Below are 26477 nucleotides of genomic sequence, written 5' to 3' on the forward strand. Positions count from 1 at the left end.
GTGGGCGCCGGACGGCGGGACGGGGCGCGGTGCGCCGCGTCCCGGAGGGGTCACCAGGCACTCGCGCCGCCGTCGACCGCGTAGTTCGCGCCCGTGATGTACGCCGCCCGGTCGGAGGCGAGGAACGCGGCCAGCTCCACGATCTCCTCCGGCTCGGCGAAGCGCTTGAGGAGCGTCTTGGCGGTGATCGCGTCCCGGGCCGCCCGGTCGTCGCCGAGGTCGCGCGCGCTGGCGGGGGTCAGGACGGGACCGGGGCTGATCGCCACCGACCGGATGCCGTGGGGCGCGCCTTCGAGCGCGAGCTGGCGCGTCATGCCGATGACACCGGCGTTCGCAGCGGTGTGGCCGACCATCGGGGGGTTGTGCCCGGCGATCATCCCGGCCATGGACGCGACGTTGAGAATGACGCCGCCGCCGCGCCGGACCAGGTGCGGCCACGCGTACTTCGACACGAGGAAGGGGATGTCGAGTTCGCCCGTCACGGTCGCCCGCCAGTCCTCGACGGAGAAGTCCGGCATGCGCCCGAACCGCAGCGAGGCGGCGTTGTTGTAGACGACGTCGAGCCCGCCGTACGCGGCCACGGCGTCCTCCACCAGCCGTTCGACCTGCTGCGGGTCGGTCAGGTCGACCGGTGCGATGCCGGTCATCTGCCCGCCCGCACCCCGTACGAGTCCGACCGTCTCCTCGTTCGCGGGGGCGTGGATGTCGGCTCCTACGACGCGTGCGCCCTCCCGTGCGAAGATCTGCGCCGCGACCCGGCCCATGCCCCCGCCGGTACCGGTGATCAGCACGACCTTCTCGTCGAGTGTTGCCATGGGACTGCTCCCGTCCGTGAGTGATCCGGTGGCCGCCTCGGTGGTGGACGCCCGGCACAGGGTCCGGCGCCACCGGGGTCGACTCCGGATTTACTTGACGCGTCAAGAATGCGACGCCGTCTGACAAGCGTCAAGCTATATCGGCGTGAGCGTGCTCACCCGTCGGAACCGGTAGGAAAGGGTGAATTGTGCCCGGTCGGCCGGTCGGCCGGTCGGCCGGTCGGCTAGTCAGCCGGTCGGGCGGTCGACCGGCTGAGCCGGTCAGCCGGTCATTCGGCCGGCCCGAATGCGCAGTCGCGGGCGGCGGCTGGTCCGCCGCCGCCCGTGACCTGTCCCACCTGCGGCGTCCCGCCTACGCGTCCCCCCGGCTCGTCATCCGGGCCGCCGAGGCGATCGTGGAGCGTGCCTCCCGGTACGTGAGGCCCGTGCGGACCGCCGCGTCGACCAGGGCGTCCGCCAGGTCCTCGCCGAAGCCGTGCTCGTAGGCGCGGCAGGCGGCCCAGAAGAGGCGGGTGTTGCGCTGGCCCTCGTGCGCGGTGAGGACGAACTGGACGAGGCCCTGGCCGTGCCGGCTCGACGCGCCGGTGCCCGGGCGGTGGGTCCGGGGCGGGGGCGTGAGCAGGCGCAGCAGTGCGGGCGGGCAGGGCGCGGGTGCCAGCCGGGCGGTGCCGGGCGCCGTGCCGTACACGCCGTGTTCGGTGCGGGAGCCGGGGCCGACGAGGTAGCCGCCGGCGCCCCTGATGTCGATGCCGGGGGCCAGCCGGCCGGCCGAGTTGGGCACGACCACGTCGGGCGGGCCGCTCAGCCAGAGGTGGCGGCCGCCGCTGGGGGTCAGGACGACCACGGTCTCGGGGATCGTGAAGAGGTGGCGCAGCGCCAGTTCGCGCAGGGCGGCCGAGGAGTCGGTGCCGGTTTTGGTGTCGAGGTCGACGCCGATGAGGTGGTGCGGATGCAGTCCGCAGGCGATGCCGTAGCCGCTGGCCCAGGGGGCGGCGGCGAAGAGTTCGCGGATGCGGCGGGGGTCGGTCGAGGCGTCGTACACGCCGTGTCCGAAGCGGCCGCACTCGCCGTGGCAGGCGCGCGCCGAGGGGTCCGGGTCGTCGCGGTGGGGGGATCGGAGGGCCGGGAGCTTGGTGCGAGACAGCGGGATGACCGCCAGCCCGCGTTCGGCGGCGGACAGGGCGTGTGCCAGGGCCATGGTGGTGGCCTGCCGGTCGATGGTGGCCATGGCTCTATTTTCGTACAGGTGTTCGAGAAAGGGAAGAGGGCTTCGGTCAGGAGGGGGTCGGCGCCTGCGCGCAGGGGTGGAGTGGAGGCAAGGGGCCGGGCCGTGGCGGAACGCTTCAGCGCTTGCGGTGCCTGTGCCGCGGAGGGCGGCACCCCTCCTCGTCAGGGCGTGAGTGCGCCGGAAAGGTCATGAAGGGGGTTTATCGACATGTCATCACGCTTGGGGGCGAATCGCCTCATCCGGGGTGGTTCGCCGGGTTCCGCTGGGCAACTCTGGAGTCGCGACGTCGAGAACACCACCGGGGCGGTCGGCCAACTGCCTCGGGTCAGCGCGTAATCCCGGTCTCGGCCGGTGCGTACATCCGGTTCTGGAGGAACTCACATGGCAAGCATCCGTACCGTCCGCGTCTTCGCCGCCGTCGCGGCCCTGCCATTGGCCGCCGCCCTCTTGTCGGGCGTCGCGACGGCCGACAACGGCGGATTCGCGGACGACGGATCGAACGCGGCCGTCGCCACCGTCAGCGGCGGGGTCGGGCACGACAACTCCGGCAACTCGTCCACCTCGCAGCAGCAGGCCGTCGGTTCCGGCGCCTCGAACCAGAGCAACTCGGCGCAGGTGAACGGCTCCGCGTTCACGGCCATCCATCAGTCGAACGAGACCGTCGCCGTCAACTTCACCAACCTCTGGTGAGCCGGGGGCCGGCGCGCTCGCGTCGGCCCTGAGGCCCCCGGGGGGAGCTTGGGGTGCTCAGGGGGCGTGCTAGGGGGGTCTGGGGAGGTCACACGTCTGCGCGGCGGCACTTCGGTGCTGTCGCGCAGACGTGTTCCGAGGAGGTGGGGCGGATGGCGGGTGCGGGGCGGGCCGGGAGGTGCCTCAGCCGCCCGGGGGTGCCGGTGACCTTGACAGCGGGCGGTACCTGACGGACAGTCAGAAACCTTCGCCCGTACGAGGAACCGGAGGGCAGCGGCCGTGCACCTCGCCCCCACCGAGCGCCAGGAACGGCTGCGCGCCGAACTCCGCACGTACTTCCGCGACCTGATGCCCGACGGGCCACCGCCCGCCGACGACCCCGTCAGGCAGCGGGAGTTGCTGCGCCGCATCGGAGCCGACGGACTGCTCGGACTCGGCTGGCCCGTCGAGTACGGCGGCCAAGGGCAGGGCGCGGAGGAGCAGTTCGTCTTCTTCGACGAGGCGTACCGGGCGGGGGCGCCGGTCTCGATGGTGACGCTGAACACCGTGGGACCCACGCTGATGAAGTACGGCAGCGAGGCGCAGAAGGCCCGCTTCCTGCCGCGCATCCTGAGCGGGGACCTCGTCTTCGCCATCGGGTACACCGAACCGTCGGCGGGCACGGATCTGGCGGCCCTGCGGACCCGGGCCGTGCGGGCGGGGAGCGGGGACGGGGCGGACTGGCTGGTCGACGGGCAGAAGATCTTCACCTCGAACGCCCAGCACGCCGACTGGATCTGGCTCGCCTGCCGGACCGACCCCGAGGCGCCCCGGCACCAGGGCATCTCCGTCCTGCTGGTGCCCACGGACGCGCCCGGTTTCTCGTGGACGCCGATCGAGACGGTGGGCGGCCTGGTCACGACGGCGACCTACTACGACGGCGTCCGCGTCCCCGCCTCGCACCTCGTCGGTGAGGTGAACGGCGGCTGGGGGCTCATCACCGAGCAGCTGAACCACGAGCGGGTCGCGCTCGCCGCGACCGGCATGCAGGCCGAGGACTTCTACGCCGCCGCGCTCCGGGCGGCGCGCACCCCCGACCCGGTGACCGGCCGGCGCCGCGCCGACGAGCCCTGGGTGCGCGCGCAACTGGCCGAGGCGCACGCCCGCCTGGCGGTGACGCGCCTGCTGAGCTGGCGTCTGGTGCAGGACATCGGGGCCGGCCGGCCGGCGCCCGGCGACGCGAGCGGCGTGAAGGTCGCGGGAACCGAGTCGGCGGTCGCGGTGTACCGGCTGTGCCAGCACGCCGTGGGGGAGCGGGCCCTGATCCGTGCCGGTTCGCCGGGGGCCTTCGAGGGCGGCGGGCTGGAGCGGCTGAACCGGGCGGCGCAGATCAACACGTTCGGGGGCGGGGTCGGCGAGGTGCAGCGGGAGATCGTGGCCACGCAGCGGCTCGGGATGCCGAGGGGGTGGCGGTGAGCGACGACTTCACGGCACGTCTGAAGGCGTACGAGGGCCGGCCCGCCGCCGCCACCGGGGTGGGCCGGGACCCGGTGAACGCGCCGATGATCCGGCACTGGTGCGAGGCGATGGGCGACGAGAACCCCGCCTACCGGGGGCCGGACGCGGTGGCGCCGCCGACGATGCTCCAGGTGTGGACGATGGCCGGCCTGTCCGGCCAGGCGGGGCGCACGGGCGCGTACACCGAGCTGCTCGGACTGCTCGACGACGCGGGCTGTACGGCGGTGGTCGCCACCGACTGCGAGCAGGAGTACCTGCGGCCGCTGCGGCCCGGGGACGAGGTCAGCTTCGACGCCGTCATCGAGTCCGTCTCGGAGCGGAAGAGGACCCGGCTGGGCACGGGCCACTTCGTCACGACCCGGACGGACGTCCGGACGGGCGACGGTGAACTCGCGGGGACGCACCGGTTCCGCATCCTCAAGTACGCGCCCGCCCGCAAGGAGCCGAGGGAGCGCAGGCCACGGCCCGTGATCAACCGGGACAACGCCGGTTTCTGGGAGGGCGTCGGACGCGGGCGGCTGCTGATCCAGCGGTGCGCCGCCTGCCGCACCCTGCGCTTCCCCTGGCTGCCGGGGTGCAACGCGTGCGGCTCCCCGGAGTGGGACACGGTCGAGGCGAGCGGCGAGGGGACCGTCTACTCGTACGTCGTCATGCACCACCCGCCCTTCCCCGCCTTCGACCCCCCGTACGCGGTCGGTCTGATCGAACTGGCCGAGGGCGTGCGGATGGTGAGCGACGTGGTGGGCGTGCCGTACGACGAGGTGCGGATCGGGATGCCGGTGCGGCTGCGGTTCGAGCGCTGCGACGAGGAGCTGGTGCTGCCGCTCTTCGCCGCGGTCGAGGGGGACGGCGGCTGACATGGACTTCACGCCCACGCCGGGACAGGAGGCGGCCCGTGACCTGGCCGCGCGGATCTTCGGCGACCTCGCCACGCACGAGCGGCTGTCCGCGGCGGGGACCGGCAGCGACCCCGGCCTGTGGAAGGCCCTGTGCGCAGCCGGACTCGTGAGCGCCGTGGCGGACACCGGCTTGCTCGGGCTGGTGCTGCTCCTGGAGGAACAGGGGCGCACGACCGCGCAGGTGCCGTTCGCGGCGAGCTGCGTGTACGGGCTGCTGGCCGTGCGGGCGCACGGCTCGGCCGAGCAGCGGGAGCGGCTGCTGCCCGGTATCGGGGACGGTTCGGTGGTGGTGGCCGGGGCGCTGCGGGAGACGGGGGCGGTACGGGCCGAGGTGCGGGAGGCGGGCGGGGGCGCGCTGAGCGGTGTCGTTCCCGCGGTGCCGTGGCTGCGGGACGCCACCCACGCCCTGGTCGCGGACGACCGGCGCCGGCTGTGGCTGGCGCGGACCGCCGACGCCGGGTGCGAGCCGGTGGAACTGACGGCGCCCTGGGCCGCGGGCCGCCTGACCCTGGAGGGCACGCCGGCCGAACGACTGGGCGGGAGTGCCGCCGACGGTCCCCCCGCCGAACGACTGGGCGGCGACGCCTCCGACGGGTCCCCGATCGAGGGGAGCCGGCGCGGCCGGTCGCCGGGTGGGGACCCCGCCCGCGACGCGGACGACGTGTACGCCGACGTGCTGGCCACCGCGCGCACCGCCTTCGCTGGGCTCCAGGCGGGGGTGTGCGCCGGTTCGCTGGCGCGGGCGGTGGCGCACACCTGCACCCGGGAGCAGTTCGGCCGTCCGCTCGCCGTCCGGCAGGCCGTCCAGCACCGCGCCGCCGACGCCCACCTGGACACGGAGGCGATCCGGGTGACGGCGTACGAGGCCGCCTGGCGCCGTGACGCGGGCCTGCCGTACCTCACGCACGCGCTGACCGCCGCCTGGTGGGCGGCGGAGGCGGGTCACCGGGTGGTACACACCGGTCAGCACCTGCACGGCGGGGCGGGCGCGGACCTCGGCCACCCGGTGCACCGGCACTTCCTGTGGGGGCGCCAGCTGGAGGCCCACCTGGGCTGCGGCGGCGAAGTCCTTCAGGAGCTGGGGGAGTCGATCACGTACGGGGAGGAGCGGTCGTGAAGGCAGGCGAGCGGTTGCCGCCGCTGGAGATCCCGGTCACCCGCACCCTGATCGTCGCCGGGGCCATCGCATCGCGCGACTACCAGGACGTGCACCACGACCCCGAACTGGCCCGGGCCAAGGGCTCGCCGGACATCTTCATGAACATCCTGACCACGAACGGGCTGGTCGGCAGGTACGTCACCGACCACTTCGGTCCGGGCGCCGTGCTGCGCGAGGTGGCCATCCGCCTCGGCGCCCCCAACCACCCGGGAGACACCATGGTGTTGACGGGCACGGTCGAGCATGTGGACGGCGACACGGCCACGGTGGCCGTCGTCGGCTCGAACGGCGCCGGACGGCACGTGACCGGCACGGTGAAGGTGAGCGTCGCGAGCCCGGCTCCCGCGCCGGGCGCCGGCCGGACGGCGGGCGGTGCGCCGTGAGCGTACGGACGCGGGACGGCCTCGGCGGCAGGGCGGCCGTCGTCGGGATCGGAGCCACCGAGTTCTCGAAGGACTCGGGGCGCAGCGAGCTGCGGCTGGCGGTGGAGGCCGTGCGGGCCGCGCTGGACGACGCGGGGCTGACACCGGCGGACGTGGACGGCCTGGTCACCTTCACCATGGACACCAGCCCGGAGATCACCGTCGCCCAGGCGGCCGGGATGGGGGAGCTGTCCTTCTTCTCCCGCGTCCACTACGGGGGCGGCGCGGCCTGCGCGACCGTCCAGCAGGCCGCGCTCGCGGTGGCGTCAGGGGCCGCCGAGGTCGTCGTCTGCTACCGGGCCTTCAACGAGCGGTCGGGGCGGCGGTTCGGCTCGGGGGTGCGGCACCGCGAGCCCTCGGCGGAGGGCGCGGCCCTCGGCTGGTCGCTGCCGTTCGGACTGCTGACGCCCGCGTCCTGGGTGGCGATGGCGGCCCGGCGGTACCTGCACGCCTACGGGCTGTCCCCGGAGGCGTTCGGCCGGGTGGCGGTGCTCGGCCGGCGGTACGCGGCCACCAACCCGGCGGCGTACTTTCACGGCCGGCCCATCACCCTCGCCGAACACGCCGCCTCCCGCTGGATCGTGGAGCCGCTGCGGCTGCTCGACTGCTGCCAGGAGACGGACGGCGGCCAGGCGCTGGTCGTGACGTCCGTGGAGCGGGCCCGCGATCTGCGGCGTCCCCCGGCGGTGATCACGGCGGCGGCCCAGGGCGCGGGGCGGGCGCAGGAGCAGATGACCAGCTTCTACCGGGACGACCTGACGGGGCTTCCGGAGACGGGAGTGGTGGCGCGCCGGCTGTGGCGGAGGTCGGGGCTGGCCCCGGCGGACATCGACGTCGGCATCCTCTACGACCACTTCACGCCGTTCGTGCTGATGCAGCTGGAGGAGTTCGGGTTCTGCGGGCGGGGCGAGGCGGCTGATTTCGTGGCGGAGGAGCGGCTGCCGCTGAACACGCACGGCGGTCAGCTCGGTGAGGCGTACCTCCACGGCATGAACGGACTGGCGGAGGCGGTACGCCAGGTGCGGGGCACGGCGGTGAACCAGGTGCCCGGCGCCGCCCGCGTCCTCGTCACGGCGGGCGCCGGGGTCCCCACATCGGGGTTGATTCTGGGGTCGGACGGATGAACGAGGCGTGTGGCTGACGCCTGGGGACACGGGTCGGTCTGTTCACTCATCGTATGTATCGTCACAGACGTCATCGGAGTCACAGCGTCCACCAGCGCGGCCCCCGGGTCGCCGTCGTCCTGAGCCTGACGCTGCTCCTGCTGGCGGGAGCCCCGGCGTCCGGCGCGCAACCGGCGGGCCCCGGTCCGGAACCGGCCGGCCACGGTCCCGAGCTCTCCGCCCTGGAAGCGGGACCGGACGGCGTCCACCCGGAGCCGGCCGGCGAGCTCGGTCCGCAGGACGCGGCCGACGCGGCGGCCGCCGCCTTCGAGGCCGACCCGGACGTCGAGCCGGTCGAGCCCGGTGAGCGGCGGGACGAGGCCCCGGGCGACGTGGAGGACCAGGACGCCTGGGAGGACCAGGGGTCGTGGGAGGACAGGGAGGACAGGGAGGACAGGGAGGACAGGGAGGACGGGGAAGACCGGGAGGACTGGGAGGCGGCCGATCCGGACCCGGCCCCCGTGCGGGAGCCGGGACAGGAGACGCGGCCCCGGCGGGAGCGGGAGGAGCAGCGGCGCGAACCGGAGCAGCGGCGGCGGCCGAGCGCGGCCCCCCGGTTCAAGGGCTGGGCCTTCGACACCTGCCACACGCAGTCGGCGGACACGATGCGCCGCTGGCTGGCCTCCCGCTACCGCGCGGTGGGCGTCTACTTCGGCGGCCGCGGCCGGGCCTGCCCCCACCAGCCGCTGCTGACGCACGGCTGGATGAAGACGGTGAAGAAGCAGGGCTGGAAGGTCCTCCCGCTGTACGTGGGGTCGCAGTCCAACTGCGTGACCGGCAGTTCCAAGCGGAACGTGACCGTCGGGCGCCACCCCTGGCAGCGCGGGAAGACCGAGGCCGCCGACGCGGTGCGCCGGGCGAAGGCGATCGGGATCCAGCAGGGCAGCCCGCTCTACCTGGACGTGGAGGCGTACAACCACCATGACAAGAAGTGCGCCGCCTCGACGCTGAAGTTCGTCCGAGGTTTCAACCGCGAGGTGCGCGCCCGGGGTTATCTGCCCGGCTTCTACAGCAGCGCGTCCACGGGCGTGAAGCACATGGAGACCGCTCGGCGGGCCGGGGTGAAGGACCTGCCGTCGGTGATCTGGTTCGCGCGCTGGCGGGTGAAGCCGCAGCTGGCCAAGGAGCCGGTGCTGGCCCGGGGCGCCTGGCCGAAGGGGCGGATCCACCAGTACGCGGGCAACGTGAGGGAACGGCACGGGGGCCGCACCGTCCTCATCGACCGGAACGCCATGGACGCGCCGGTCGCCCGCGTCGGCTGACGGGGAGGAACCCGGCGGGCTCGCAAGGCCGGGAGGGGCGCCGGGTACCGCCCGCCCCGGGCGAGCGCCCGTGCGCCCGGGATGCGCGCGCGGGACGGGTCCGTGCGGGCCGGTCGCGGTACCCCCGCGTCGGGCACCTCAGGGACGGACCCTGAGGGGGCGGGCCCCGCTCGTCCACCTTCAGGAGGTGGGGCCCGCCCCCCTCCTACAACCTGAGGCGGACATGCCTTCGGGACCTGCGGCCGATCCGCGGAACGGGGGCCGCTCCTAGCGTGGAGCCATGACCACACCCGTCTGCACCAGCGCTTCGAACGCCGTCACGTCAGCGAGGCAGACCCTTCCGTACCCGTCGTTCTCGTCGTACGTGAAGGCCCGTCAGCCGGTGCTGCTGCGCACCGCCCGGTCGCTCACCGCGAACCCGTGCGACGCCGAGGACCTGCTGCAGACCGCGCTGGCCAAGACGTACGTGGCCTGGGAGCGGATCGAGGACCACCGGGCGCTGGACGGTTACGTGCGGCGGGCGCTGCTGAACACGCGGACGTCGCAGTGGCGCAAGCGCAAGGTGGACGAGTTCGCGTGCGACGAGCTGCCGGAGCCGGAGGGCCTGCCCGCCGCCGACCCGGCCGAGCAGCAGGCGCTCCACGACGCGATGTGGCGGGCTATCACGAAACTGCCGGCCCGGCAGCGGGCGATGGTCGTCCTGCGGTACTACGAGGACCTGAGCGAGGCGCAGACGGCGGAGGTGCTCGGCGTCTCCGTCGGCACGGTCAAGTCGGCCGTGTCGCGCGCCCTGGGCAAACTGCGCGAGGACCCCGAGCTGAGCCCCGTGCGCTGAGGGCCGCCGGTCCCACGTCCCCCTCCTGTCCCAGGAGGCGTCGGCACGGGCCCCGCGGTACGCACCCGGTGCCGTCCGCCCGCCCGTTCGAGCACCCCGGGGAGCGGCCGGCGCACCGCCCCGGGCACCTCACCGGCGCGGCAGCCACGGCATTCGTGGGAGACGCCGCCTGATCGATCACCCGGAACTAGTGACATACCGCGCGGTATGTGCGCAGAATCAGCGCAACCCTTATGACTACCGCGCAGGCAATGTCGCCCCGGGAGGACGCCGTGCTGAGCACGATGCAGGACGTACCGCTGCTGATTTCGAGGATCGTGACCCACGGGGCACGCGTCCACGGGACGTCGCAGGTGACCACCTGGACCGGTGAGGGCGCACCGCAGCGCCGCTCCTACGCCGAGATCGGCGACCGGACGGCGCAGCTCGCGCACGCGCTCCGCGAGGACCTCGGCATCACGGGCGACGACCGCGTGGCGACGCTGATGTGGAACAACGCCGAGCACGTCGAGGCGTACTTCGCGATCCCGTCCATGGGCGCGGTGCTGCACACGCTGAACCTCCGCCTGCCCGCGGAGCAGCTGGTCTTCATCGTCAACCACGCCGCCGACCGCGTGATCATCGCCAACGGCTCGCTGCTCCCGCTCCTCGCGCCGCTCCTCCCCCAGCTGCCGACGGTCGAGCACATCGTGGTCTCCGGCCCCGGCGACCGCTCCCTGCTCTCGGGCACGAGCGCGCAGGTGCACGAGTACGAGGAGCTGCTCGAGGGCAAGCCGACCGACTACGACTGGCCCGAGCTGGACGAGCGCACGGCCGCCGCCATGTGCTACACCTCCGGGACCACCGGCGACCCCAAGGGCGTCGTCTACTCGCACCGGTCGATCTACCTGCACTCCATGCAGGTCTGCATGGCCCAGTCGATGGGTCTCACCGACGAGGACACCTCCCTCGTCGTGGTCCCGCAGTTCCACGTCAACGCCTGGGGCCTGCCGCACGCCACGTTCATGACCGGCGTCAACATGCTGATGCCGGACCGCTTCCTCCAGCCGGCCCCGCTCGCCGAGATGATCGAGAGCGAGCGACCGACGCACGCCGCGGCCGTCCCCACCATCTGGCAGGGGCTGCTCGCCGAACTGCACGCCAAGCCGCGGGACGTCAGCTCCCTGACGCAGGTCACCATCGGCGGATCGGCCTGTCCGCCCTCGCTCATGGAGGCCTTCGACGAGCTGGGCATGCGGGTCTGCCACGCCTGGGGCATGACGGAGACCTCCCCGCTGGGCACGGTGGCGCGTCCGCCGGCCCATGTCGTCGGCACGGACGAGGAGTTCGCCTACCGCCTGACCCAGGGGCGCTTCCCGTCCGGCGTCGAGGCACGCCTCACCGGCCCCGGCGGCGAACGGCTCCCCTGGGACGGCGAGTCCGCGGGCGAACTGGAGGTGCGCGGGCCGTGGATCGCGGGCGCGTACTACGGCGGACAGGGCGCCGAGGTGCTGCGCCCCGCCGACAAGTTCAGCGAGGACGGCTGGCTCAAGACCGGTGACGTCGGCACGATCAGCTCCGACGGCTTCCTGACCCTCACCGACCGGGCCAAGGACGTCATCAAGTCGGGCGGCGAGTGGATCTCCTCGGTCGACCTGGAGAACGCCCTCATGTCCCACCCCGACGTCGCCGAGGCCGCCGTGGTCGCCGTACCGGACGAGAAGTGGGGCGAACGCCCGCTCGCCACGGTCGTGCTGAAGGAGGGATCCACCGCCGACTTCTCCACCCTGCGGGCGTTCCTCGCCGACGAGGGCAAGATCGCCAAGTGGCAGCTCCCGGAGCGCTGGACGATCATCGAGGCGGTGCCGAAGACGAGCGTCGGCAAGTTCGACAAGAAGGTCCTCCGCAGGAAGTACGCGGCGGGAGACCTGGACGTCACACAGCTCTGACGGTCACGGCGGACCTTCTCCGCCGACCGGCACGACGACATCGGGCGGGACCTGCGGGACCGGGGCGCTGTTTCACGTGAAACAGCGCCCCAACCCGTGTGTCCCGGTGCTCAGTTCGTGCCGATGCGGGCCAGCAGGTCCACGATCCGGTCCTGCACCTCGGCGCTGGTCGACCGCTCGGCGAGGAACAGCACCGTCTCCCCCGCGGCCAGCCGCGGAAGCTCGGTCTGGTCGACGGCCGCGGTGTAGACGACGAGCGGCGTGCGGTTCAACTGCCCGTTCGCCCGCAGCCAGTCCACGATTCCGGCCCGCCGGCGCCGTACCTGCATCAGGTCCATCACCACGAGGTTCGGCCGCATCTGCGCCGCCAGCGTCACCGCGTCCTCGTCGGACGCGGCCCGCGCGACCTGCATCCCGCGCCGCTCCAGCGTCGCGGTGAGCGCCAGCGCGATCTCCCCGTGCTCCTCGATGAGCAGCACACGCGGCGGGTGCTGCTCCGAGTCGCGTGGGGCGAGCGCCTTCAGCAGGACGGCCGGGTCGGCTCCGTACGCAGCCTCGCGCGTCGCCTGCCCGAGTCCCGCCGTCACCAGGACGGGCACCTCGGCGGCGACGGCCGCCTGACGCAGCGACTGGAGCGCGGTGCGGGTGATCGGACCGGTGAGCGGGTCCACGAACAGCGCGGCCGGGAAGGCGGCGATCTGCGCGTCGACCTCCTCGCGCGAGTGCACGATGACGGGACGGTAGCCGCGGTCGCTGAGCGCCTGCTGGGTCGTCACGTCGGGCGCCGGCCACACGAGCAGCCGCCGAGGGTTGTCCAGCGGCTCCGGGGGCAGCTCGTCGTCCATGGGCCGAGGCTGCGGCTGGTCGGCCACCTCGACGGCGCCACCGGGCCCGTCGAGCGGCTCGGGCCCCTCGTCGGCGTCCCGGTCCGGGGCTCCTATGGCGTACGAGCGGCCGGCTCCCTCGGTGCCTCCGGCGGGACGGGACTGGCCGGTGTGCGGGTGCGGACGGGCCCCGGTCTCCGGGCGCTCCACGGCGGGCTCGGGACGCGTGCCGAGCTTGCGGCGACGTCCCGAACCGTTGGTCTGGTGCGGGGGAGGCGTGGGCGTCTGCGACCCGGGCTGCGCCGGGAGCTGCTGGGGGACCGGCTGGGCCGGTGCGGCCTGGCGGCTGAACGGCACGCCCTGCCCGAGCGTCCGCACGCTGAAGGCGCGCCCCTGCGTCGAGTTCGGGTCGACCGGCGCCGCGGCCTCGGCGGGCAGCGGCTGGGCGGCCCGGGGTCCGACGGGACGCTCGGGCGGCAGCGGAGTGCCCGAGGCGGGTGTCGGTGACGCCGGTGCCTGGGCGTCCGCGGGCACGGGGTGACCGGCGCCGGACGTGTCGTCGGACGCGGGCCACGGCCGGGGCGGCTCGGGTACGGCGCCCTGCGCGGGCACGCCGGCGGCCGCCGTACCGCCCGGCCAGGCCGGCGGAGCGCCGCCTCCGGCGTCCGGGTCCACTCCCTCGGACCACGCCTGCGGAGCGACGGGCGACCCGGAGGACGGGCCCGGAGCGTTCTGCGCCGCACCGGGCACGGCCTGGGCCGCGACGCCGGGGGCGGGCGTGGCACCGGCCGCCGGAGCGGTCCGGTCGGGGACCGGCTGACCGGGAGGCGTCGGTGCGGGGCCGCCGTACGGCGGGACGGGCTGTCCGGGCACGGCCGCGCCGGGCACGCCCTGCGCCGGTACCGGCTGCCCGGGACCCACCGCGCCCGGTCCGGCGACGCCCTGCTCGGGAACCGACTGGCCGGCCGCGACCGGACCGAGGGCCCGGCGTCCGGCGGGTGCCGGTCCGGTGCCCTGGCGCGCGGGAACGGGCCCGGCGACCGACTGCTCCGGCACACCCGCAGCCGGTACGGGACCGGGCACGGCCTGCGCGGGCACCGCCTGCGCCGGTACGCCCGGCGTGGCGGTCCGGCCCTCCGCCGGCACGCCCTGCCCGGGGATCTGCGCGGGCACGCCCTGGGCCGGGACGCCCTGCGCGGCCGGGGCCGGCGCCTCCGCCGGGGCACGCCGGGCGCGTCGGCGTCCAGTCGGGGCGGTCGCCGGATGCGGCTGCGGCGGGGTGTGGTCGTCGGCCGGGTCGTGCGCCATCACGTCGTGACGGTTCTCGTCCGCCAGGACGCCGGGAACTGCGGGAGTACCGGGCTCGTAGGCGCCGCCCTGCGGGGAAGGGACCTCGGCCGCCGTGTCCCCGGGTGAGCGGTCGGCGTCGGCGGGCGGCAGCGCGAACACCGTGCGGGCGCCCGCCTCCTGCGCCGCGGCACGCTCCGCCGCCGCGGCCAGGGCACGCCTGCGGCGACCGGTCGGCTGGGCGTCGGGGGCCTCGGACGCGGCACCGGCGTCCCCGGGCGTGCTCTGGGCCGCGGGCAGCGCCGGCGGCAGCGCGTGCTGCTCGGTGTCCCGGCGCGCGCGTCGCCCGGACGGGGCGGGCACGCCCTGCGGCGGCACGGTGCCGCCGAGTCCCGTACCCACGGCGGCCTGGCCGGCGGAGTGCTCGCCTGCCATGAGGACCGCGCCCTCGGCGACGCCCCCGGCGTCACCCTCGACCGGGCTCGGCCGCCCGCGCCGCCGCCCCGTGCCGCCGGGCGCCCCGGCCTTCGCTTCCTCGTCCTCGGGTCCCTGCGCCGGGACGGCGGCCTCGGCCGGTGCCGCGGCCTCTTCCGAGCGGCGCCTGCGCCGACCGGTGGGCTGCGCGGCGCCCGGGTCCTGGGCCACCGGCTCGGAGACGGTGCCCGCCCCCGTGTCGGGAGCGGTCTCCGCGCCGTCCAGGAAGGAGTCGACGGAGGACCGCCGGGCCCTCCGCCGTCCGCTCCCCTGCTGTGCCTGCTGCGTCTGCTGTGTCTCGTGTGTCTGCTGTGCGGCCTGCTCGGGCAGCGCGATCTCGGTCCCCGGCACCGATCCCGCCGCGACCGCTCCCGCGCCCCCGCCGATCGGCACTTCGAGGACGTACGCGCTGCCGCTCATCCCCGGCACCTCGTGCGTCTGGAGCACCCCGCCGTGCGCCCGCACGATGCCCCGGACGATCGGCTCGTGCACGGGGTCTCCCCCGGAGTACGGGCCGCGCACCTCGATGCGGACGACCTCGCCGCGCTGCGCCGCCGCCACGACGACCGTGTTGTCCAGATAACCGCCCGCCGACACCGGCGCGTTGCCGGTCGCGTCGACTCCCGCCACGTCGGCGACGAGATGCGCGAGCGCGGTGGCGAGCCGCTCGGGGTCCACCTCGGCCTCGATGGGCGGCGCGTGCACGGCGAACTGCACCCGGCCGGGGCCGATCAGCTCGACCGCGCCGTCGACACCGGCCGCGACGACCGCGTCGAGCATGACGTTGGTCCGGGTGATCCCCTCGGCGCCGGCGTCCAGCCGCTGGTAGCTCAGCACGCTGTCCACCAGGGTGGTGATCCGCGAGTAGCCCGCCGCGAGGTGGTGGAGCACCTGGTTGGCCTCGGGCCACAGCTGCCCGGCGTCGTCGGCGGCGAGCTTCGAGAGCTCACCGCGCAGCTGGTCGAGCGGCCCGCGCAGCGAGGTGCCGAGCACGGCGAGCAGCTGCTCGTGCCGGGCGGCGAGCGCCTCGAAGCGGTCCTTCTCGCGCTCGGCGAGCGCCGCGTACCGGTCGTCGCCGGCGGCGAGGTCCTCGGCGTGCTGCTCGCGCAGCTCGTCGAGCTCGGTCGTGTGCCGCTCGCGCAGCCGCTCCAGCTCCTCGGCGTGCTCGCCGGTGATCCGTTCGAGCTCCTCGCCGTGGCGGGCGGCCTCGGCCTCCTTCTCCTCGGCCAGCGCGTCGTAGGGCCGCCGGTCGGTGAACGTCATCACGGCGCCGACGAGCTGGTCCCCGTCGCGCACCGGCGCGGTCGTGAGGTCGACCGAGACCTTGGCGCCGGACTTGGACCACACGACCTGCCCGCGCACCCGGTGCTTGCGCCCGGAGCGCAGGGTGTCGGCGAGCGGCGACTCGGGGTACGGGAAGGGCTCGCCGTCGGCGCGCGAGTGGAGGATCAGCGCGTGCAGGTCCTGGCCGCCGAGGTCGCTGGCCCGGTAGCCGAGTATCTGGGCGGCGGCGGGGTTGACGAGGACGACCCGTCCGTCGGTGTCGGTGCCCACCACGCCCTCGGACGCGGCCCGCAGGATCATCTCGGTCTGGCGTTGCGAACGCGCGAGTTCGGCCTCGGTGTCGACGGTGCCCGACAGGTCGCGCACGACCAGCATGAGCAGTTCGTCGCCGGTGTAGCCGTAGCCGTCGTAGGCCTGCTGGCCGTTCTCCAGATTCGCACTGGTGACCTCGACCGGGAACTCGCTCCCGTCGGTCCGCCGCGCGACCATCCGGGTCGGCTTGGTGCGCCCGCTCTGGTCCATGGACTCGGGCCGCCGCATGGAGCCCGGGATCAGGCGCGAGTCGAACTGCGGCAGCAGATCGAGGAGCCCCCGGCCCACCAGAGCCGTGCCCGGGGCCTCGAAGGCCTCCAGGGCGATGGTGTTGGCGTTGACGACGGTCCCGTTGGCGTTGACCAGCACCAACGCATCGGGGAGCGCGTCCAGTATGGCTGCGAGGCGAGCAGCGCCTCGGGATGGCCTGCTGCTCACGAGACGCTTCCTCCCTGTTACCGCACCTTGCTGACCGCGAGGGCCATCTTGCCAACCGTCCCGCAGCGTGTCACGCGAGGGAGTCTACGGGCAGAGGTTGCGCTCGCGATGCCGGATGAGAGGGAGGTCGCACGCAGAAGACACGCAGAAGCTGTGACCGCGCATTTCACCCCTCCGGGCCATGACTTGGACATCCCCCCGCCGGGAGCCGACAGCGGGCCCCGGGGGGACGGGCGGGCCGCTGCTACCCGCGCACGTCGGGCAGCAGCGGTACGAGCGCGTTCCACCGCCCGATCTGGCAGCCGTCCCCCCGGTCGTACCTCGCGTCGACGGGGCGTCCGGCCCAGGTGCCGGTGACGTGCGCGGTCGCCGGGCCGCCGTACTGCATGGTGCAGAGCGTGCCCTCCGGGACGGAGGCGAAGGGGTCCTTGCCCCAGCGGGTGCTGTGTTCGAGCTTCTCGCAGGCGCCGCGCACGTCGGGATGGGTGCCGCCGTCCGGGTGGCAGTCCAGCTCGTACCTGCCGTCGGCGGCGCCCGCGTGGTCGACGGTGACGACGAGGTGGTCGCCCTGGTCCGCCGCGGCCGGGGGCGGCGGCATGAAGGGGAGCGACAGCGGGTCGGACAGCGGTACGGGTGCGGCGTGCGCGGCGACGGGGGCGGCGGACAGCGCGGCGGCGGAGGCGGCCGCGGCGAGGGCGAGCCGGCGCAGGGTGACCCGGGACATGACAGGACTCATGACGGGACTAACGCCTCACGGCCCGCGTGGTTGCGCCGCGCGACAAGGCTTTGCCCTGCGGCCTGAGTGCCTAGTACCGTGGGGGGCGATTGGTGACACCCCGCTCGGCTGTGTCATCATCTGCACGCACCATTCGCGCTCGCGCGGTGGTTGTGCTGGAGGCGTCGCCTAGTCCGGTCTATGGCGCCGCACTGCTAATGCGGTTTGGGCCTTAAAGCCCATCGAGGGTTCAAATCCCTCCGCCTCCGCGCTCGATCCCGAAGCCCCGGTCGTCACGACCGGGGCTTCGGTCGTTCCCGAGCTCCCGGACGTCCTACGGCTCCGCCCCCGGATCACCCCCGATCCGGGCATTTCCGCAGGTCAGGTCGGGTGCGACAAACGGATTTCGCCTCACGGCGCCAGTCATGTAATGTTGTTCCCGCAACGCCGACCGGGCCGAAAAGCCCGGGAGGAAGAGCACCACAACAGAACACACAGGCACTCGTAGCTTAACGGATAGAGCATCTGACTACGGATCAGAAGGTTGCAGGTTCGAATCCTGCCGAGTGCACACAGGTTGAAGGCCCCCGGAGAGATCCGGGGGCCTTTTGCGTGGGGTGACGGAAGTGAAGTGCGCGGGCCGGGAGGGGCACGTGAAGTTCTGATCCCCTCGCCTTGCCCCTGGCGAACGCCATCGGGACCCGGGAGCACTGCGCCTCTTTCAAGGTGTCGGCAGGGAGGGCGGCCCTGGACGGCAGGACCCGGCGTTGTCAGTGGGGGTGTCTACGCTCGGGTGATGGGTCGGGTGTGGAGTTGTGCGGGGTTGCGGTGGGGGGCCGACGGGCCCGCGCTGGTGTGGGGCGGGGGAAGGGTCAGCCCACTGGCGCGGGGCGGGCGGATCGCCTTCGGGGTGGCCGAGGACGGTGTCCGCACCTGCGTGGGGGCGCGCGGGCACGCCTGCCCCCGGGCCACCGCCGTGCCGGGGCGCGGCACCGGGGCGCGGTGCGAGGAGTGCGCGCGGCTGGAGCGGGCGCACTCCGTGGCCGCCGACACCGTCGCCGACGATCCGCGGCCGTACCACGTCTACCTGGCGTGGTTCGGGCCCGGCCTGGTCAAGGTGGGGATCACCGGCGTCGAGCGGGGCTCCGCACGGCTGTTGGAGCAGGGCGCCGTCACCTTCAGCTGGCTGGGCCGCGGCCCGCTGATGGCCTCCCGGCGGGCCGAGGAACTGCTGCGGGCCGCGCTGCGGGTGCCCGACCGGATCCCGTACGCCGACAAGCGGGAGGTGCGCGGCGTGCTGTCCGGGACGGGCGCCGGGGGCGTGGAGCGGGTGGCCGAGATCGCCGAGCTGCACGCCCGGGCGGGCCTGCTCGACGGGTGGCCCGAGTCCCTGGAGCGCATGCCGTTCGAGCCCGTCGACCACACGGATGTGTTCGGGCTCACCGGACTGCCGCCCGCCGAGGGCGTGGTGAGCGAGCTGGCCGCGGGGTGCGCCGTGAGCGGTGAGCTGCTGGCCGCCGCCGGTCCCGATCTGCATCTCGCGACCGGGCGCGGGGTCGTCGTGCTCGACACCCGCCTGATGCCCGGCTGGGAGCTGACCTCCGCCGGCGGGGACGACCGGCCCGCCTTCCCCGTACGGGAGTCGAGGCGCGCCGCATCCGGCGTACAGGACGGGCTCTTCTGACGGCGGCCCCTACGCCGGGCACCCCGGACACCGGCCCGGATGCCGGGCACTCCCGGGACACCGGTACCGGAGAGCCCGGCGGCGCCAGGGATCTCCCCGCTTGCCGCTGGACGCCGGCGGCCGTCCGGACGGAGAGTGGCGGGCATGAGCGATCACCGCGCCGCGAGCGGGCCTGACGGAGCGTCCACCGGCACCGGCACCGGTACCGCCCCCGACGCCGGGCACCCTCGGGACACCGGCCCGGACGTCGGGCACCCCCGGGGCACCGGCCCGAACCCCGAGCACCCCCGGGACATCGGCCCGGGCGACGGGCACCCCCGGGACACCGGTACCGGAGAGCCCGGTGACGCCGGGGACGTCGGCGCACAGGGCACCCCTCCCGGTACCGTCGCCGACCCGGGCACCGCCGACGTGCGGGCGTTCTGGGCGCGGCTCGGGCTGCCCGGGCTCGTCGACGTGCACACGCACTTCATGCCCGAGCGGGTGCTGCGCAAGGTCTGGAGCTACTTCGACGGGCTCGGGCCGCTCACCGGTGGCGTCGAGTGGCCCATCACCTACCGCGCCGGCGAGGAGGAACGGCTCGCCGTCCTGCGGGCGTTCGGCGCCCGTGCCTTCACCGCGATGCTCTACCCGCACAAGCCCGGCATGGCCCGCTGGCTCAACGGCTGGGCCGCCGACTTCGCCCGCCGCACCCCCGACTGCCTGCACACGGCGACCCTGTTCCCCGAGCCGGGCGTCGAGGCGTACGTGCGGGAGGCCCTCGACGCCGGGGCGCGGGTCTTCAAGGCGCACGTGCAGGTGGGGGCGTACGACCCCGGCGACCCGCTCCTGGACCCCGTGTGGGGGCTGCTCGCCGAGGCGGGCGTCCCGGTCGTCGCGCACTGCGGCTCCGGGCCCGCGCCGGGCAAGCACACCGGGCCGGGACCGGTCGGGGACGTCCTCGCCAGGCACCCGCGGCTGCGGCTCGTCGTCGCGCATCTCGGCATGCCCGAGTACGAGGACTTCCTCGGGCTCGCGGAGCGGTACGGCGAGGTGCGGCTCGACACGACGATGGCGTTCACCGGCTTCAGCGAGCGGCTCGCGCCGTTCCCCCGGCGGGCGCTGTCCCGGCTCGCCGGTCTCGGGGACCGGGTCCTGCTCGGGACCGACTTCCCCAACATCCCGTATCCCTACGTCGATCAGCTGCACGCCCTGGAGCGGCTCGGGCTCGGCGACGACTGGCTGCGGGCCGTCTGCCACGACAACGGGGCCCGGCTGTTCGGGCTCCCGGCGGCGGGCTGAGGTCGTACCGGCCCGGCGGACATGCGGCCACCGCCCTTGCGGCGTACGGGTCGTGGGCGTTCCCTGAGAGGCGGCTGTGGGTTTCTCAGGCAAATCACAGGTTCCCGAAAGGATGCTCTCAGCGGCGCCCAGCAATGTGTCCGCTATGACCACGACCTCGCCCCAGGGGCGCACCGAACTGCTGAGGCCGGACGGGAGCCCCGTCCGAGTGCTGGTGGTGGACGACGAGTTGTCGATCACCGAGCTGCTGTCCATGGCCCTGCGCTACGAGGGCTGGCAGATCCGCAGCGCGGGTGACGGACACGGAGCGGTGCAGACCGCACGGGAGTTCCGGCCCGACGCCGTGGTGCTCGACATGATGCTGCCCGACATGGACGGCCTCGCGGTGCTCGGCCGGCTGCGCCGGGACCTGCCCGACGTGCCGGTGCTCTTCCTGACGGCCAAGGACGCCGTGGAGGACCGTATCGCCGGGCTGACCGCGGGCGGCGACGACTACGTCACCAAGCCGTTCAGCCTCGAAGAGGTCGTGGCGCGGCTGCGCGGGCTGATCCGCCGCTCCGGTGCCGCCGACCGGCGCAGCGAATCGGTGCTCGTCGTCGGGGACCTCACCCTGGACGAGGACAGCCACGAGGTGGCCCGGGGCGGCGAGAACATCCAGCTCACGGCCACCGAGTTCGAGCTGCTGCGGTTCCTGATGCGCAATCCGCGCCGGGTGCTGAGCAAGGCGCAGATACTCGACCGCGTGTGGTCGTACGACTTCGGCGGCCAGGCCAACGTCGTCGAGCTGTACATCTCGTACCTGCGGCGGAAGATCGACGTGGGCCGCGAGCCGATGATCCACACCCGGCGCGGTGCCGGTTACCTGATCAAGCCCGCGGTGTCGTGAGCGGGCGACGACGGCCGCGGAGGCAGCGGCGGGCCGCCCGGCCGCGGACGCTGCGGACGCGGCTCGTCGTCTCGGCGGTCGCGCTCATCGCGGTGGTGTGCGCCGTCATGGGCACGGTGACCACGATCGCGCTGGCCGAGCACCTGGACCGGCAGCTGGACGACCAGGTCACCGAGGTCGGCATGCGGGCGACCGGCGGGCCGAAGAACAGGGACGGCGATCCGCCGCGGGACGCCGTGCCCCGGGACTCCGCGGGCCGGCCCGTGCTGCCCGACGACCCCTTCGGCTTCGCCACCAAGGGCGGCACGCAGGCGGACACCGTCGTCGCCCAGGTGGGTGACGACGGTGGGATCTCCAGGGCGGTCGTCACCAAAGAGAGGGAGGCCTCCGCGAACGAGGCCTTCCGGATGACCACCAAGAACCTCACCCAGGCGCAGAAGGCGGCGCTCGCCTCCGTCCCGAAGACCGGCGAGCACACCCTGGACCTACCGGGACTCGGCGAGTACCGCGTCAAGTACATGGACGGCAACCGCGGCACCTTCTACGTCGCGCTGCCCACCGCCTCCGTCACCGGCACGGTCCACACCCTCGTCCTCGTCGAGGTCAGCGTCACCACCGCCGGTCTCGTCGCCGCCGGCATCGCCGGGTCCGTGCTCGTCGGGGTCGCCCTGCGTCCGCTGCGCCGGGTCGCCTCCACCGCCACCCGGGTCTCCGAACTCCCCCTGCACAGCGGCGAGGTGACCCTCTACGAGCGGGTCCCGGAGTCCGAGGCCGACCCGCGCACCGAGGTCGGCCAGGTCGGCGCCGCGCTGAACCGGATGCTCGACCACGTCCACGACGCCCTGCACGCGCGCCAGCAGAGCGAGACGCGCGTACGGCAGTTCGTCGCGGACGCCAGCCACGAGCTGCGCACGCCGCTCGCCTCCATCCGCGGGTACGCCGAACTGACCCGGCGCGGGCGGGAGCGGACCGGGCCCGACACCCGGCACGCGCTCGGCCGGATCGAGTCCGAGGCCGGGCGCATGACGCTCCTCGTGGAGGACCTGCTGCTGCTCGCACGCCTGGACGCGGGGCGCCCGCTCCAGTACGAGCAGACCGACCTGGTGCCGCTCGTCGTGGACGCGGTGAGCGACGCCCGGGCGGCCGGACGCGACCACGACTGGCGCCTGGAGCTGCCCGACGAACCGGCCCTGGTCCCGGCGGACGCCGCCCGGCTCCAGCAGGTCCTGGTCAACCTGTTCGCCAACGCCCGCACCCACACCCCGCCCGGCACGACGGTCACCGCGCGGGTGCACCGGCACGGGCCGTGGCTGTGCGTGGACGTCCAGGACGACGGGCCCGGCATCCCCGAGGACCTGCTGCCCCGGGTCTTCGAGCGGTTCGCGCGCGGCGACTCCTCCCGCTCCCGTGCCTCGGGCTCGACGGGGCTGGGGCTGGCCATCGTGCAGGCCGTCGTGTCCGCGCACGGCGGCGGCGTGACCGTCGACAGCGTCCCCGGCCGGACCGTGTTCACGGTGCACCTGCCCGCGCTCGCCGTCGGGACGGGACCGCGGACGTACTCACAGGCACAGCACAGCGCCACCACACGGGCGTAACAGGGCGGTTGACGAATGTCGTCGACATGCGAACCGACTCTTCTCCCGGCAGCCTGCCGGCGCGGGAGCACCTCCCGGCCGGAACCGCCGGTACGCCTGTCCTGGACGTAGTGGTCCCCGTCTACAACGAGGAGAAGGACCTCCAGCCGTGTGTGCGACGGCTGCACGAGCACCTCGCGCGCACCTTCCCCTACGCGTTCCGCATCACGATCGCGGACAACGCCTCCACGGACTCCACACCGCTGGTGGCCGCGCGGCTGGAGTCGGAGATCGCGGAGGTCAGGTCCTTCCGCCTGGAGCAGAAGGGCCGCGGCCGGGCGCTGCGTACCGTCTGGTCCGCCTCGGACGCCCCGGTCCTCGCGTACATGGACGTGGACCTGTCCACCGACCTCAACGCCCTGCTGCCGCTGGTCGCCCCGCTGATCTCGGGCCACTCCGACCTGGCGATCGGCTCCCGGCTCGCCCGCTCCTCGCGGGTGGTGCGCGGCGCCAAGCGGGAGTTCATCAGCCGCTCCTACAACCTGATCCTGCGCGGCTCGCTCCAGGCCCGCTTCTCGGACGCGCAATGCGGCTTCAAGGCGATCCGGCGCGATGTCGCCCAGGCGCTGCTGCCGCTGGTGGAGGACACCGGCTGGTTCTTCGACACCGAGATGCTGGTACTGGCCGAGCGGGCCGGGCTGCGCATCCACGAGGTGCCGGTCGACTGGGTCGACGACCCGGACTCGACGGTGCACATCGTCCGGACGGCCACGGACGACCTCAGGGGCGTGTGGCGGGTGGGCCGGGCCCTGGCCACCGGTTCGCTGCCGCTGGACCGGCTCGCGCGGCCCTTCGGGGACGACCCGCGCGACCGGGAGCTGACCGGCGTGCCGCGCGGGCTCGCCCGTCAGCTGGTCGGCTTCTGCGTGGTGGGCGTCCTGTCCACGCTGTTCTACCTGCTGCTGTACTCCGGTTTCCGGGCCGTCTCGGGCCCGCAGGCCGCCAACGCGCTCGCGCTGCTGGTCTCCGCGGTGGCGAACACCGCGGCGAACCGGCGGCTGACCTTCGGCGTGCGCGGCCGGGACCGCGCCGTACGTCATCAGGCCCAGGGCCTGGTGGTGTTCGGCATCGGGCTGGCCCTCACCAGCGGTTCGCTCGCCGCCCTGGACGCGGCGGCGTCCGAGCCCGCCCACTCCACGGAACTGGCGGTCCTGGTGGCCGCCAACCTCGCGGCGACGGTGTTGCGGTTCCTGCTCTTCCGGGCGTGGGTGTTCCCGGACCGCGACGAGCCCGCCTCCACGGTCGCGCCCTCGCGCCGACCGGCCCCGCCCGCGCACTCCACAGCGGTGCGGCCGTACACCGAGGCGCCGCTGCCGCAGCTCCCGACGGCGCGCCGCTCTTCGTACGACACCACAGAGTTCCGCGCCGGCGACGCCGCGGACGCCACCCGGGGGGACGCGACCGTGCAGCTGCGGCCGGTGCGCCCGCACGACCACGATCCGAGGAACGCACGATGACGACTCAGCCCGACACGACCGCGCAGGGGGCCGACCCCTCCTGGGGACCGCCCGCCACGGCCCCGGCGGACGGTCCCGCCGGACGGCACCAGGCGGCCCCCGGGGCCGGAGCGCCCCGCGGGCGCCTCCCGGGACGGCTGTGGCGCGGACGCCCCGAGGACCCGCGCTGGGCGCGCCCGGCCCTCCTCGCGCTGCTCCTGGTCACCGGTCTGCTCTACCTCTGGAACCTGAGCGCCTCCGGTTACGCCAACTCCTTCTACTCCGCGGCCGTCCAGGCCGGCAGCCAGAGCTGGAAGGCGTTCTTCTTCGGCTCGCTCGACGCCGCCAACGCGATCACCGTCGACAAGCCGCCGGCCGCGCTGTGGCCGATGGCCCTGTCGGTGCGGCTGTTCGGCCTGGGCTCGTGGGCGATCCTCGTGCCCGAGGTGCTGATGGGCGTCGCCACGGTCGGCGTGCTCTACGCGGCCGTGCGGCGCCGGTTCTCCCCGGCGGCCGGTCTGATCGCGGGCGCGGTGCTCGCGCTGACCCCCGTCGCCGCGCTGATGTTCCGGTTCAACAACCCGGACGCGCTGCTCGCGCTGCTGATGACCGTCACGGTGTACTGCGTGATCCGCGCCCTGGAGGACGGCCGTACCAAGTGGCTGGTCTGGGCGGGCGTCGCGGTCGGTCTCGCCTTCCTGACGAAGACCCTCCAGGCGTTCCTGATCCTGCCGCCGCTGGCCGTCCTGTACGCGGTCTGCGGGCCGGTGCGGCTGAGGAAGCGGCTCGGGCAGCTCGCCCTGGCCACGCTCGCGCTGGTCGTCTCCGGTGGCTGGTGGGTCGCGGTCGTCGAGCTGTGGCCCGCCTCCTCCCGCCCGTACATCGGCGGCTCGCAGAACAACTCCTTCCTGGAACTGACCTTCGGCTACAACGGCCTGGGCCGTATCAACGGCGACGAGACCGGCAGCGTCGGGGGCGGTGGCGGCGGTGGCGGCACCGGGCAGTGGGGTGAGACCGGCTGGGACCGGATGTTCAACTCCGAGATCGGCGGCCAGATCTCCTGGCTGCTGCCCGCCGCGCTGATCCTGCTCGTCGCGGGCCTGTGGCTGACCCGCAGGACCGGGCGGACCGACCTGGCCCGCGGTTCCTTCCTCGCCTGGGGCGGCGCGCTGCTCATGACCGCGCTCGTCTTCAGCTACATGGCCGGCATCTTCCACCAGTACTACACGGTGGCCCTGGCCCCGTACATCGCGGCGGTGGCCGGCATGGGCGCGACGGTGCTGTGGGAGGAGCGGGGCAGGATCGGGGCCTCGCTCGCGCTCGCCGCCTCGGCCACCGCGACGGCGGTCTGGGGCTACGTCCTGCTCGACCGGACCCCGGACCACCTGCCCTGGCTGAAGTGGCTCGTGCTGGTCGGCGGCCTGACCGGCGCGCTGGGGCTCGTCTTCGTGACCCGCCTCGGCCGCCGGCTCGCCCTGGCGACGGCCGCGCTGAGCGTCGCGGCGGCGCTCGCGGGACCGGCGGCGTACACCCTCAGCACGGTCGGCACCGGGCACTCGGGCTCCATCGTGACGGCCGGTCCGGCCGGGGCGAGCATGATGGGCGGCCGGGGCGGCGGTCCCGGCGGCGCGGGTCGGCCGGACGGCGGGATGCCCGGCCAGAACCGGCAGGACGGCGCGGGCCGGCCGGGCGGCGGCATGGGGCAGCCCCCTGCGGGTGGCACCGGCGGCTTCCCCGGCGGCGGCACGAACCGGCAGGGCGGCCAGGCTCCGCAGGGCAACGGCCAGGCTCCGCAGGGCGGGGCGGCCGGCGAGCGCGGTGCGGGGGTCGGCGGCATGGGCGGTCTGCTCGACGGCGCCTCGGTGGGCGCCGAGGCCAGGAAGCTGCTGACGGCGGACGCCGACCGGTACACCTGGGTGGCGGCGACCATCGGTTCCCAGAACGGCGCCAGCTACCAACTCGCCACCGGCGAGCCGGTGATGGCGATCGGCGGCTTCAACGGGAGCGATCCGTCCCCGACCCTCGCCCAGTTCAAGAAGTACGTCCGCGACGGGAGGATCCACTACTTCGTCTCGGGCGGCATGGGCGGCGGTGGCGGCAACTCCGGCTCCGCGTCCGCGATCACCACCTGGGTCGAAGCCAACTACACGAAGGTGACGGCCGGTTCGGCCACCTTCTACGACCTGACGCAGCCGAAGAGCGGCGGCTGACCGTACGTCCGGCGCGGCGGGGGGGCGGGGGCCGCGCCCCCCCCCCCCCCCCCCCCCCCCCCCCCCCCCGGAAAATCCTTGTTAGGCGCACGGAACCGTTACAACGTGTGGGTC

Annotated in this window: 19 protein-coding genes and 2 tRNA genes; 17 read left to right on the plus strand and 4 right to left on the minus strand. The window is 74.2% G+C overall.

Annotated elements, in window-relative coordinates; translation table 11 throughout:
• Positions 1 to 50 precede the first annotated feature (50 nt).
• Both ACFYQQ_RS18610 and ACFYQQ_RS18615 read right to left on the minus strand, forming a co-directional pair.
• Positions 51 to 815, minus strand: a complete 765-nt coding sequence (locus tag ACFYQQ_RS18610; RefSeq protein WP_355784299.1) for an SDR family NAD(P)-dependent oxidoreductase — start codon at positions 813 to 815, stop codon at positions 51 to 53.
• A 352-nt stretch (positions 816 to 1167) separates the two neighbouring features.
• The gene (locus ACFYQQ_RS18615) at positions 1168 to 2043 is read right to left on the minus strand and encodes a bifunctional DNA primase/polymerase (RefSeq protein WP_355784296.1); all 876 of its coding nucleotides are present in this window, start codon (positions 2041 to 2043) and stop codon (positions 1168 to 1170) included.
• A 381-nt stretch (positions 2044 to 2424) separates the two neighbouring features.
• Between ACFYQQ_RS18615 and ACFYQQ_RS18620 the strand changes: the two genes are divergently transcribed.
• The 9 genes from ACFYQQ_RS18620 (at position 2425) to ACFYQQ_RS18660 (ending at position 11898) form a co-directional block, all read left to right on the plus strand.
• A complete protein-coding gene (locus tag ACFYQQ_RS18620) occupies positions 2425 to 2733 on the plus strand; it encodes a hypothetical protein (protein ID WP_355784294.1) in 309 nt (102 codons plus the stop codon).
• Between the two features lie 279 nt (positions 2734 to 3012).
• Positions 3013 to 4188: an acyl-CoA dehydrogenase family protein gene (locus ACFYQQ_RS18625; RefSeq protein WP_388904850.1), complete on the plus strand. Its 1176-nt coding sequence runs from the start codon at positions 3013 to 3015 to the stop codon at positions 4186 to 4188.
• A complete protein-coding gene (locus ACFYQQ_RS18630; protein ID WP_355794656.1) occupies positions 4179 to 5087 on the plus strand; it encodes a bifunctional MaoC family dehydratase N-terminal/OB-fold nucleic acid binding domain-containing protein in 909 nt (302 codons plus the stop codon). The genes ACFYQQ_RS18625 and ACFYQQ_RS18630 overlap by 10 nt, the downstream gene beginning before the upstream one ends.
• A gap of 1 nt (position 5088) precedes the next feature.
• Positions 5089 to 6246, plus strand: a complete 1158-nt coding sequence (locus ACFYQQ_RS18635) for an acyl-CoA dehydrogenase family protein (protein ID WP_388904851.1) — start codon at positions 5089 to 5091, stop codon at positions 6244 to 6246.
• Positions 6243 to 6671, plus strand: coding sequence for a MaoC family dehydratase (locus ACFYQQ_RS18640; protein WP_355779435.1), 429 nt, complete (start codon positions 6243 to 6245; stop codon positions 6669 to 6671). The genes ACFYQQ_RS18635 and ACFYQQ_RS18640 overlap by 4 nt, the downstream gene beginning before the upstream one ends.
• Positions 6668 to 7834, plus strand: a complete 1167-nt coding sequence (locus tag ACFYQQ_RS18645; protein WP_355779437.1) for a lipid-transfer protein — start codon at positions 6668 to 6670, stop codon at positions 7832 to 7834. Before ACFYQQ_RS18640 ends, ACFYQQ_RS18645 begins: the two co-directional genes overlap by 4 nt.
• A gap of 53 nt (positions 7835 to 7887) precedes the next feature.
• Positions 7888 to 9135 carry a DUF1906 domain-containing protein gene (locus tag ACFYQQ_RS18650; protein WP_355779440.1) on the plus strand — a complete coding sequence of 416 codons (1248 nt, stop codon included), beginning with the start codon at positions 7888 to 7890 and terminating at the stop codon, positions 9133 to 9135.
• Between the two features lie 280 nt (positions 9136 to 9415).
• Entirely contained in the window at positions 9416 to 9970 is a 555-nt protein-coding gene (locus ACFYQQ_RS18655) for a SigE family RNA polymerase sigma factor (RefSeq protein ID WP_355779442.1), read from the plus strand.
• Positions 9971 to 10221: 251 nt separating this feature from the next.
• Positions 10222 to 11898 carry a long-chain fatty acid--CoA ligase gene (locus ACFYQQ_RS18660; RefSeq protein WP_355779445.1) on the plus strand — a complete coding sequence of 559 codons (1677 nt, stop codon included), beginning with the start codon at positions 10222 to 10224 and terminating at the stop codon, positions 11896 to 11898.
• A 110-nt stretch (positions 11899 to 12008) separates the two neighbouring features.
• Here the strand turns inward: ACFYQQ_RS18660 and ACFYQQ_RS18665 are convergent, their stop codons facing one another.
• Both ACFYQQ_RS18665 and ACFYQQ_RS18670 read right to left on the minus strand, forming a co-directional pair.
• Positions 12009 to 16517: a PAS domain-containing protein gene (locus tag ACFYQQ_RS18665; RefSeq protein ID WP_388904852.1), complete on the minus strand. Its 4509-nt coding sequence runs from the start codon at positions 16515 to 16517 to the stop codon at positions 12009 to 12011.
• Between the two features lie 244 nt (positions 16518 to 16761).
• Positions 16762 to 17253, minus strand: coding sequence for an SSI family serine proteinase inhibitor (locus tag ACFYQQ_RS18670; RefSeq protein ID WP_356238123.1), 492 nt, complete (start codon positions 17251 to 17253; stop codon positions 16762 to 16764).
• Positions 17254 to 17410: 157 nt separating this feature from the next.
• Here ACFYQQ_RS18670 and ACFYQQ_RS18675 point away from each other — a divergent pair.
• From ACFYQQ_RS18675 to ACFYQQ_RS18710, 8 genes are all read left to right on the plus strand, one after another.
• Positions 17411 to 17501: transfer RNA gene (locus tag ACFYQQ_RS18675), tRNA-Ser, on the plus strand.
• Between the two features lie 229 nt (positions 17502 to 17730).
• Positions 17731 to 17803: transfer RNA gene (locus tag ACFYQQ_RS18680), tRNA-Arg, on the plus strand.
• Positions 17804 to 18028: 225 nt separating this feature from the next.
• Entirely contained in the window at positions 18029 to 18916 is an 888-nt protein-coding gene (locus tag ACFYQQ_RS18685) for a DUF2797 domain-containing protein (protein ID WP_388904853.1), read from the plus strand.
• Between the two features lie 411 nt (positions 18917 to 19327).
• Positions 19328 to 20197 (plus strand): amidohydrolase family protein, encoded by an 870-nt coding sequence (locus tag ACFYQQ_RS18690; RefSeq protein WP_388904865.1) that lies wholly within the window; start codon positions 19328 to 19330, stop codon positions 20195 to 20197.
• 145 nt (positions 20198 to 20342) lie between these two features.
• Positions 20343 to 21083, plus strand: a complete 741-nt coding sequence (locus tag ACFYQQ_RS18695; protein ID WP_355791097.1) for a response regulator transcription factor — start codon at positions 20343 to 20345, stop codon at positions 21081 to 21083.
• Positions 21080 to 22678: an ATP-binding protein gene (locus ACFYQQ_RS18700; protein ID WP_388904854.1), complete on the plus strand. Its 1599-nt coding sequence runs from the start codon at positions 21080 to 21082 to the stop codon at positions 22676 to 22678. Before ACFYQQ_RS18695 ends, ACFYQQ_RS18700 begins: the two co-directional genes overlap by 4 nt.
• A gap of 26 nt (positions 22679 to 22704) precedes the next feature.
• Positions 22705 to 24174 (plus strand): bifunctional glycosyltransferase family 2/GtrA family protein, encoded by a 1470-nt coding sequence (locus ACFYQQ_RS18705; RefSeq protein ID WP_356163613.1) that lies wholly within the window; start codon positions 22705 to 22707, stop codon positions 24172 to 24174.
• Entirely contained in the window at positions 24171 to 26363 is a 2193-nt protein-coding gene (locus tag ACFYQQ_RS18710; RefSeq protein WP_356238127.1) for a glycosyltransferase family 39 protein, read from the plus strand. The genes ACFYQQ_RS18705 and ACFYQQ_RS18710 overlap by 4 nt, the downstream gene beginning before the upstream one ends.
• Positions 26364 to 26477: the final 114 nt, after the last annotated feature.

It is taken from the genome of Streptomyces sp. NPDC005496, assembly GCF_042872045.1.
Classification (GTDB): Bacteria; Actinomycetota; Actinomycetes; order Streptomycetales; family Streptomycetaceae; genus Streptomyces.

Bases quoted from the DNA above. Each gene is read 5' to 3' on its own strand.
- ACFYQQ_RS18610 (WP_355784299.1), bottom strand. From the start codon at position 815: ATGGCAACACTCGACGAGAAGGTCGTGCTGATCACCGGTACCGGCGGG.
- ACFYQQ_RS18615 (WP_355784296.1), bottom strand. From the start codon at position 2,043: ATGGCCACCATCGACCGGCAGGCCACCACCATGGCCCTGGCACACGCC.
- ACFYQQ_RS18620 (WP_355784294.1), top strand. From the start codon at position 2,425: ATGGCAAGCATCCGTACCGTCCGCGTCTTCGCCGCCGTCGCGGCCCTG.
- ACFYQQ_RS18635 (WP_388904851.1), top strand. From the start codon at position 5,089: ATGGACTTCACGCCCACGCCGGGACAGGAGGCGGCCCGTGACCTGGCC.
- ACFYQQ_RS18650 (WP_355779440.1), top strand. From the start codon at position 7,888: ATGTATCGTCACAGACGTCATCGGAGTCACAGCGTCCACCAGCGCGGC.
- ACFYQQ_RS18655 (WP_355779442.1), top strand. From the start codon at position 9,416: ATGACCACACCCGTCTGCACCAGCGCTTCGAACGCCGTCACGTCAGCG.
- ACFYQQ_RS18660 (WP_355779445.1), top strand. From the start codon at position 10,222: ATGTCGCCCCGGGAGGACGCCGTGCTGAGCACGATGCAGGACGTACCG.
- ACFYQQ_RS18670 (WP_356238123.1), bottom strand. From the start codon at position 17,253: ATGAGTCCTGTCATGTCCCGGGTCACCCTGCGCCGGCTCGCCCTCGCC.
- ACFYQQ_RS18685 (WP_388904853.1), top strand. From the start codon at position 18,029: ATGGGTCGGGTGTGGAGTTGTGCGGGGTTGCGGTGGGGGGCCGACGGG.
- ACFYQQ_RS18695 (WP_355791097.1), top strand. From the start codon at position 20,343: ATGACCACGACCTCGCCCCAGGGGCGCACCGAACTGCTGAGGCCGGAC.
- ACFYQQ_RS18705 (WP_356163613.1), top strand. From the start codon at position 22,705: ATGCGAACCGACTCTTCTCCCGGCAGCCTGCCGGCGCGGGAGCACCTC.
- ACFYQQ_RS18710 (WP_356238127.1), top strand. From the start codon at position 24,171: ATGACGACTCAGCCCGACACGACCGCGCAGGGGGCCGACCCCTCCTGG.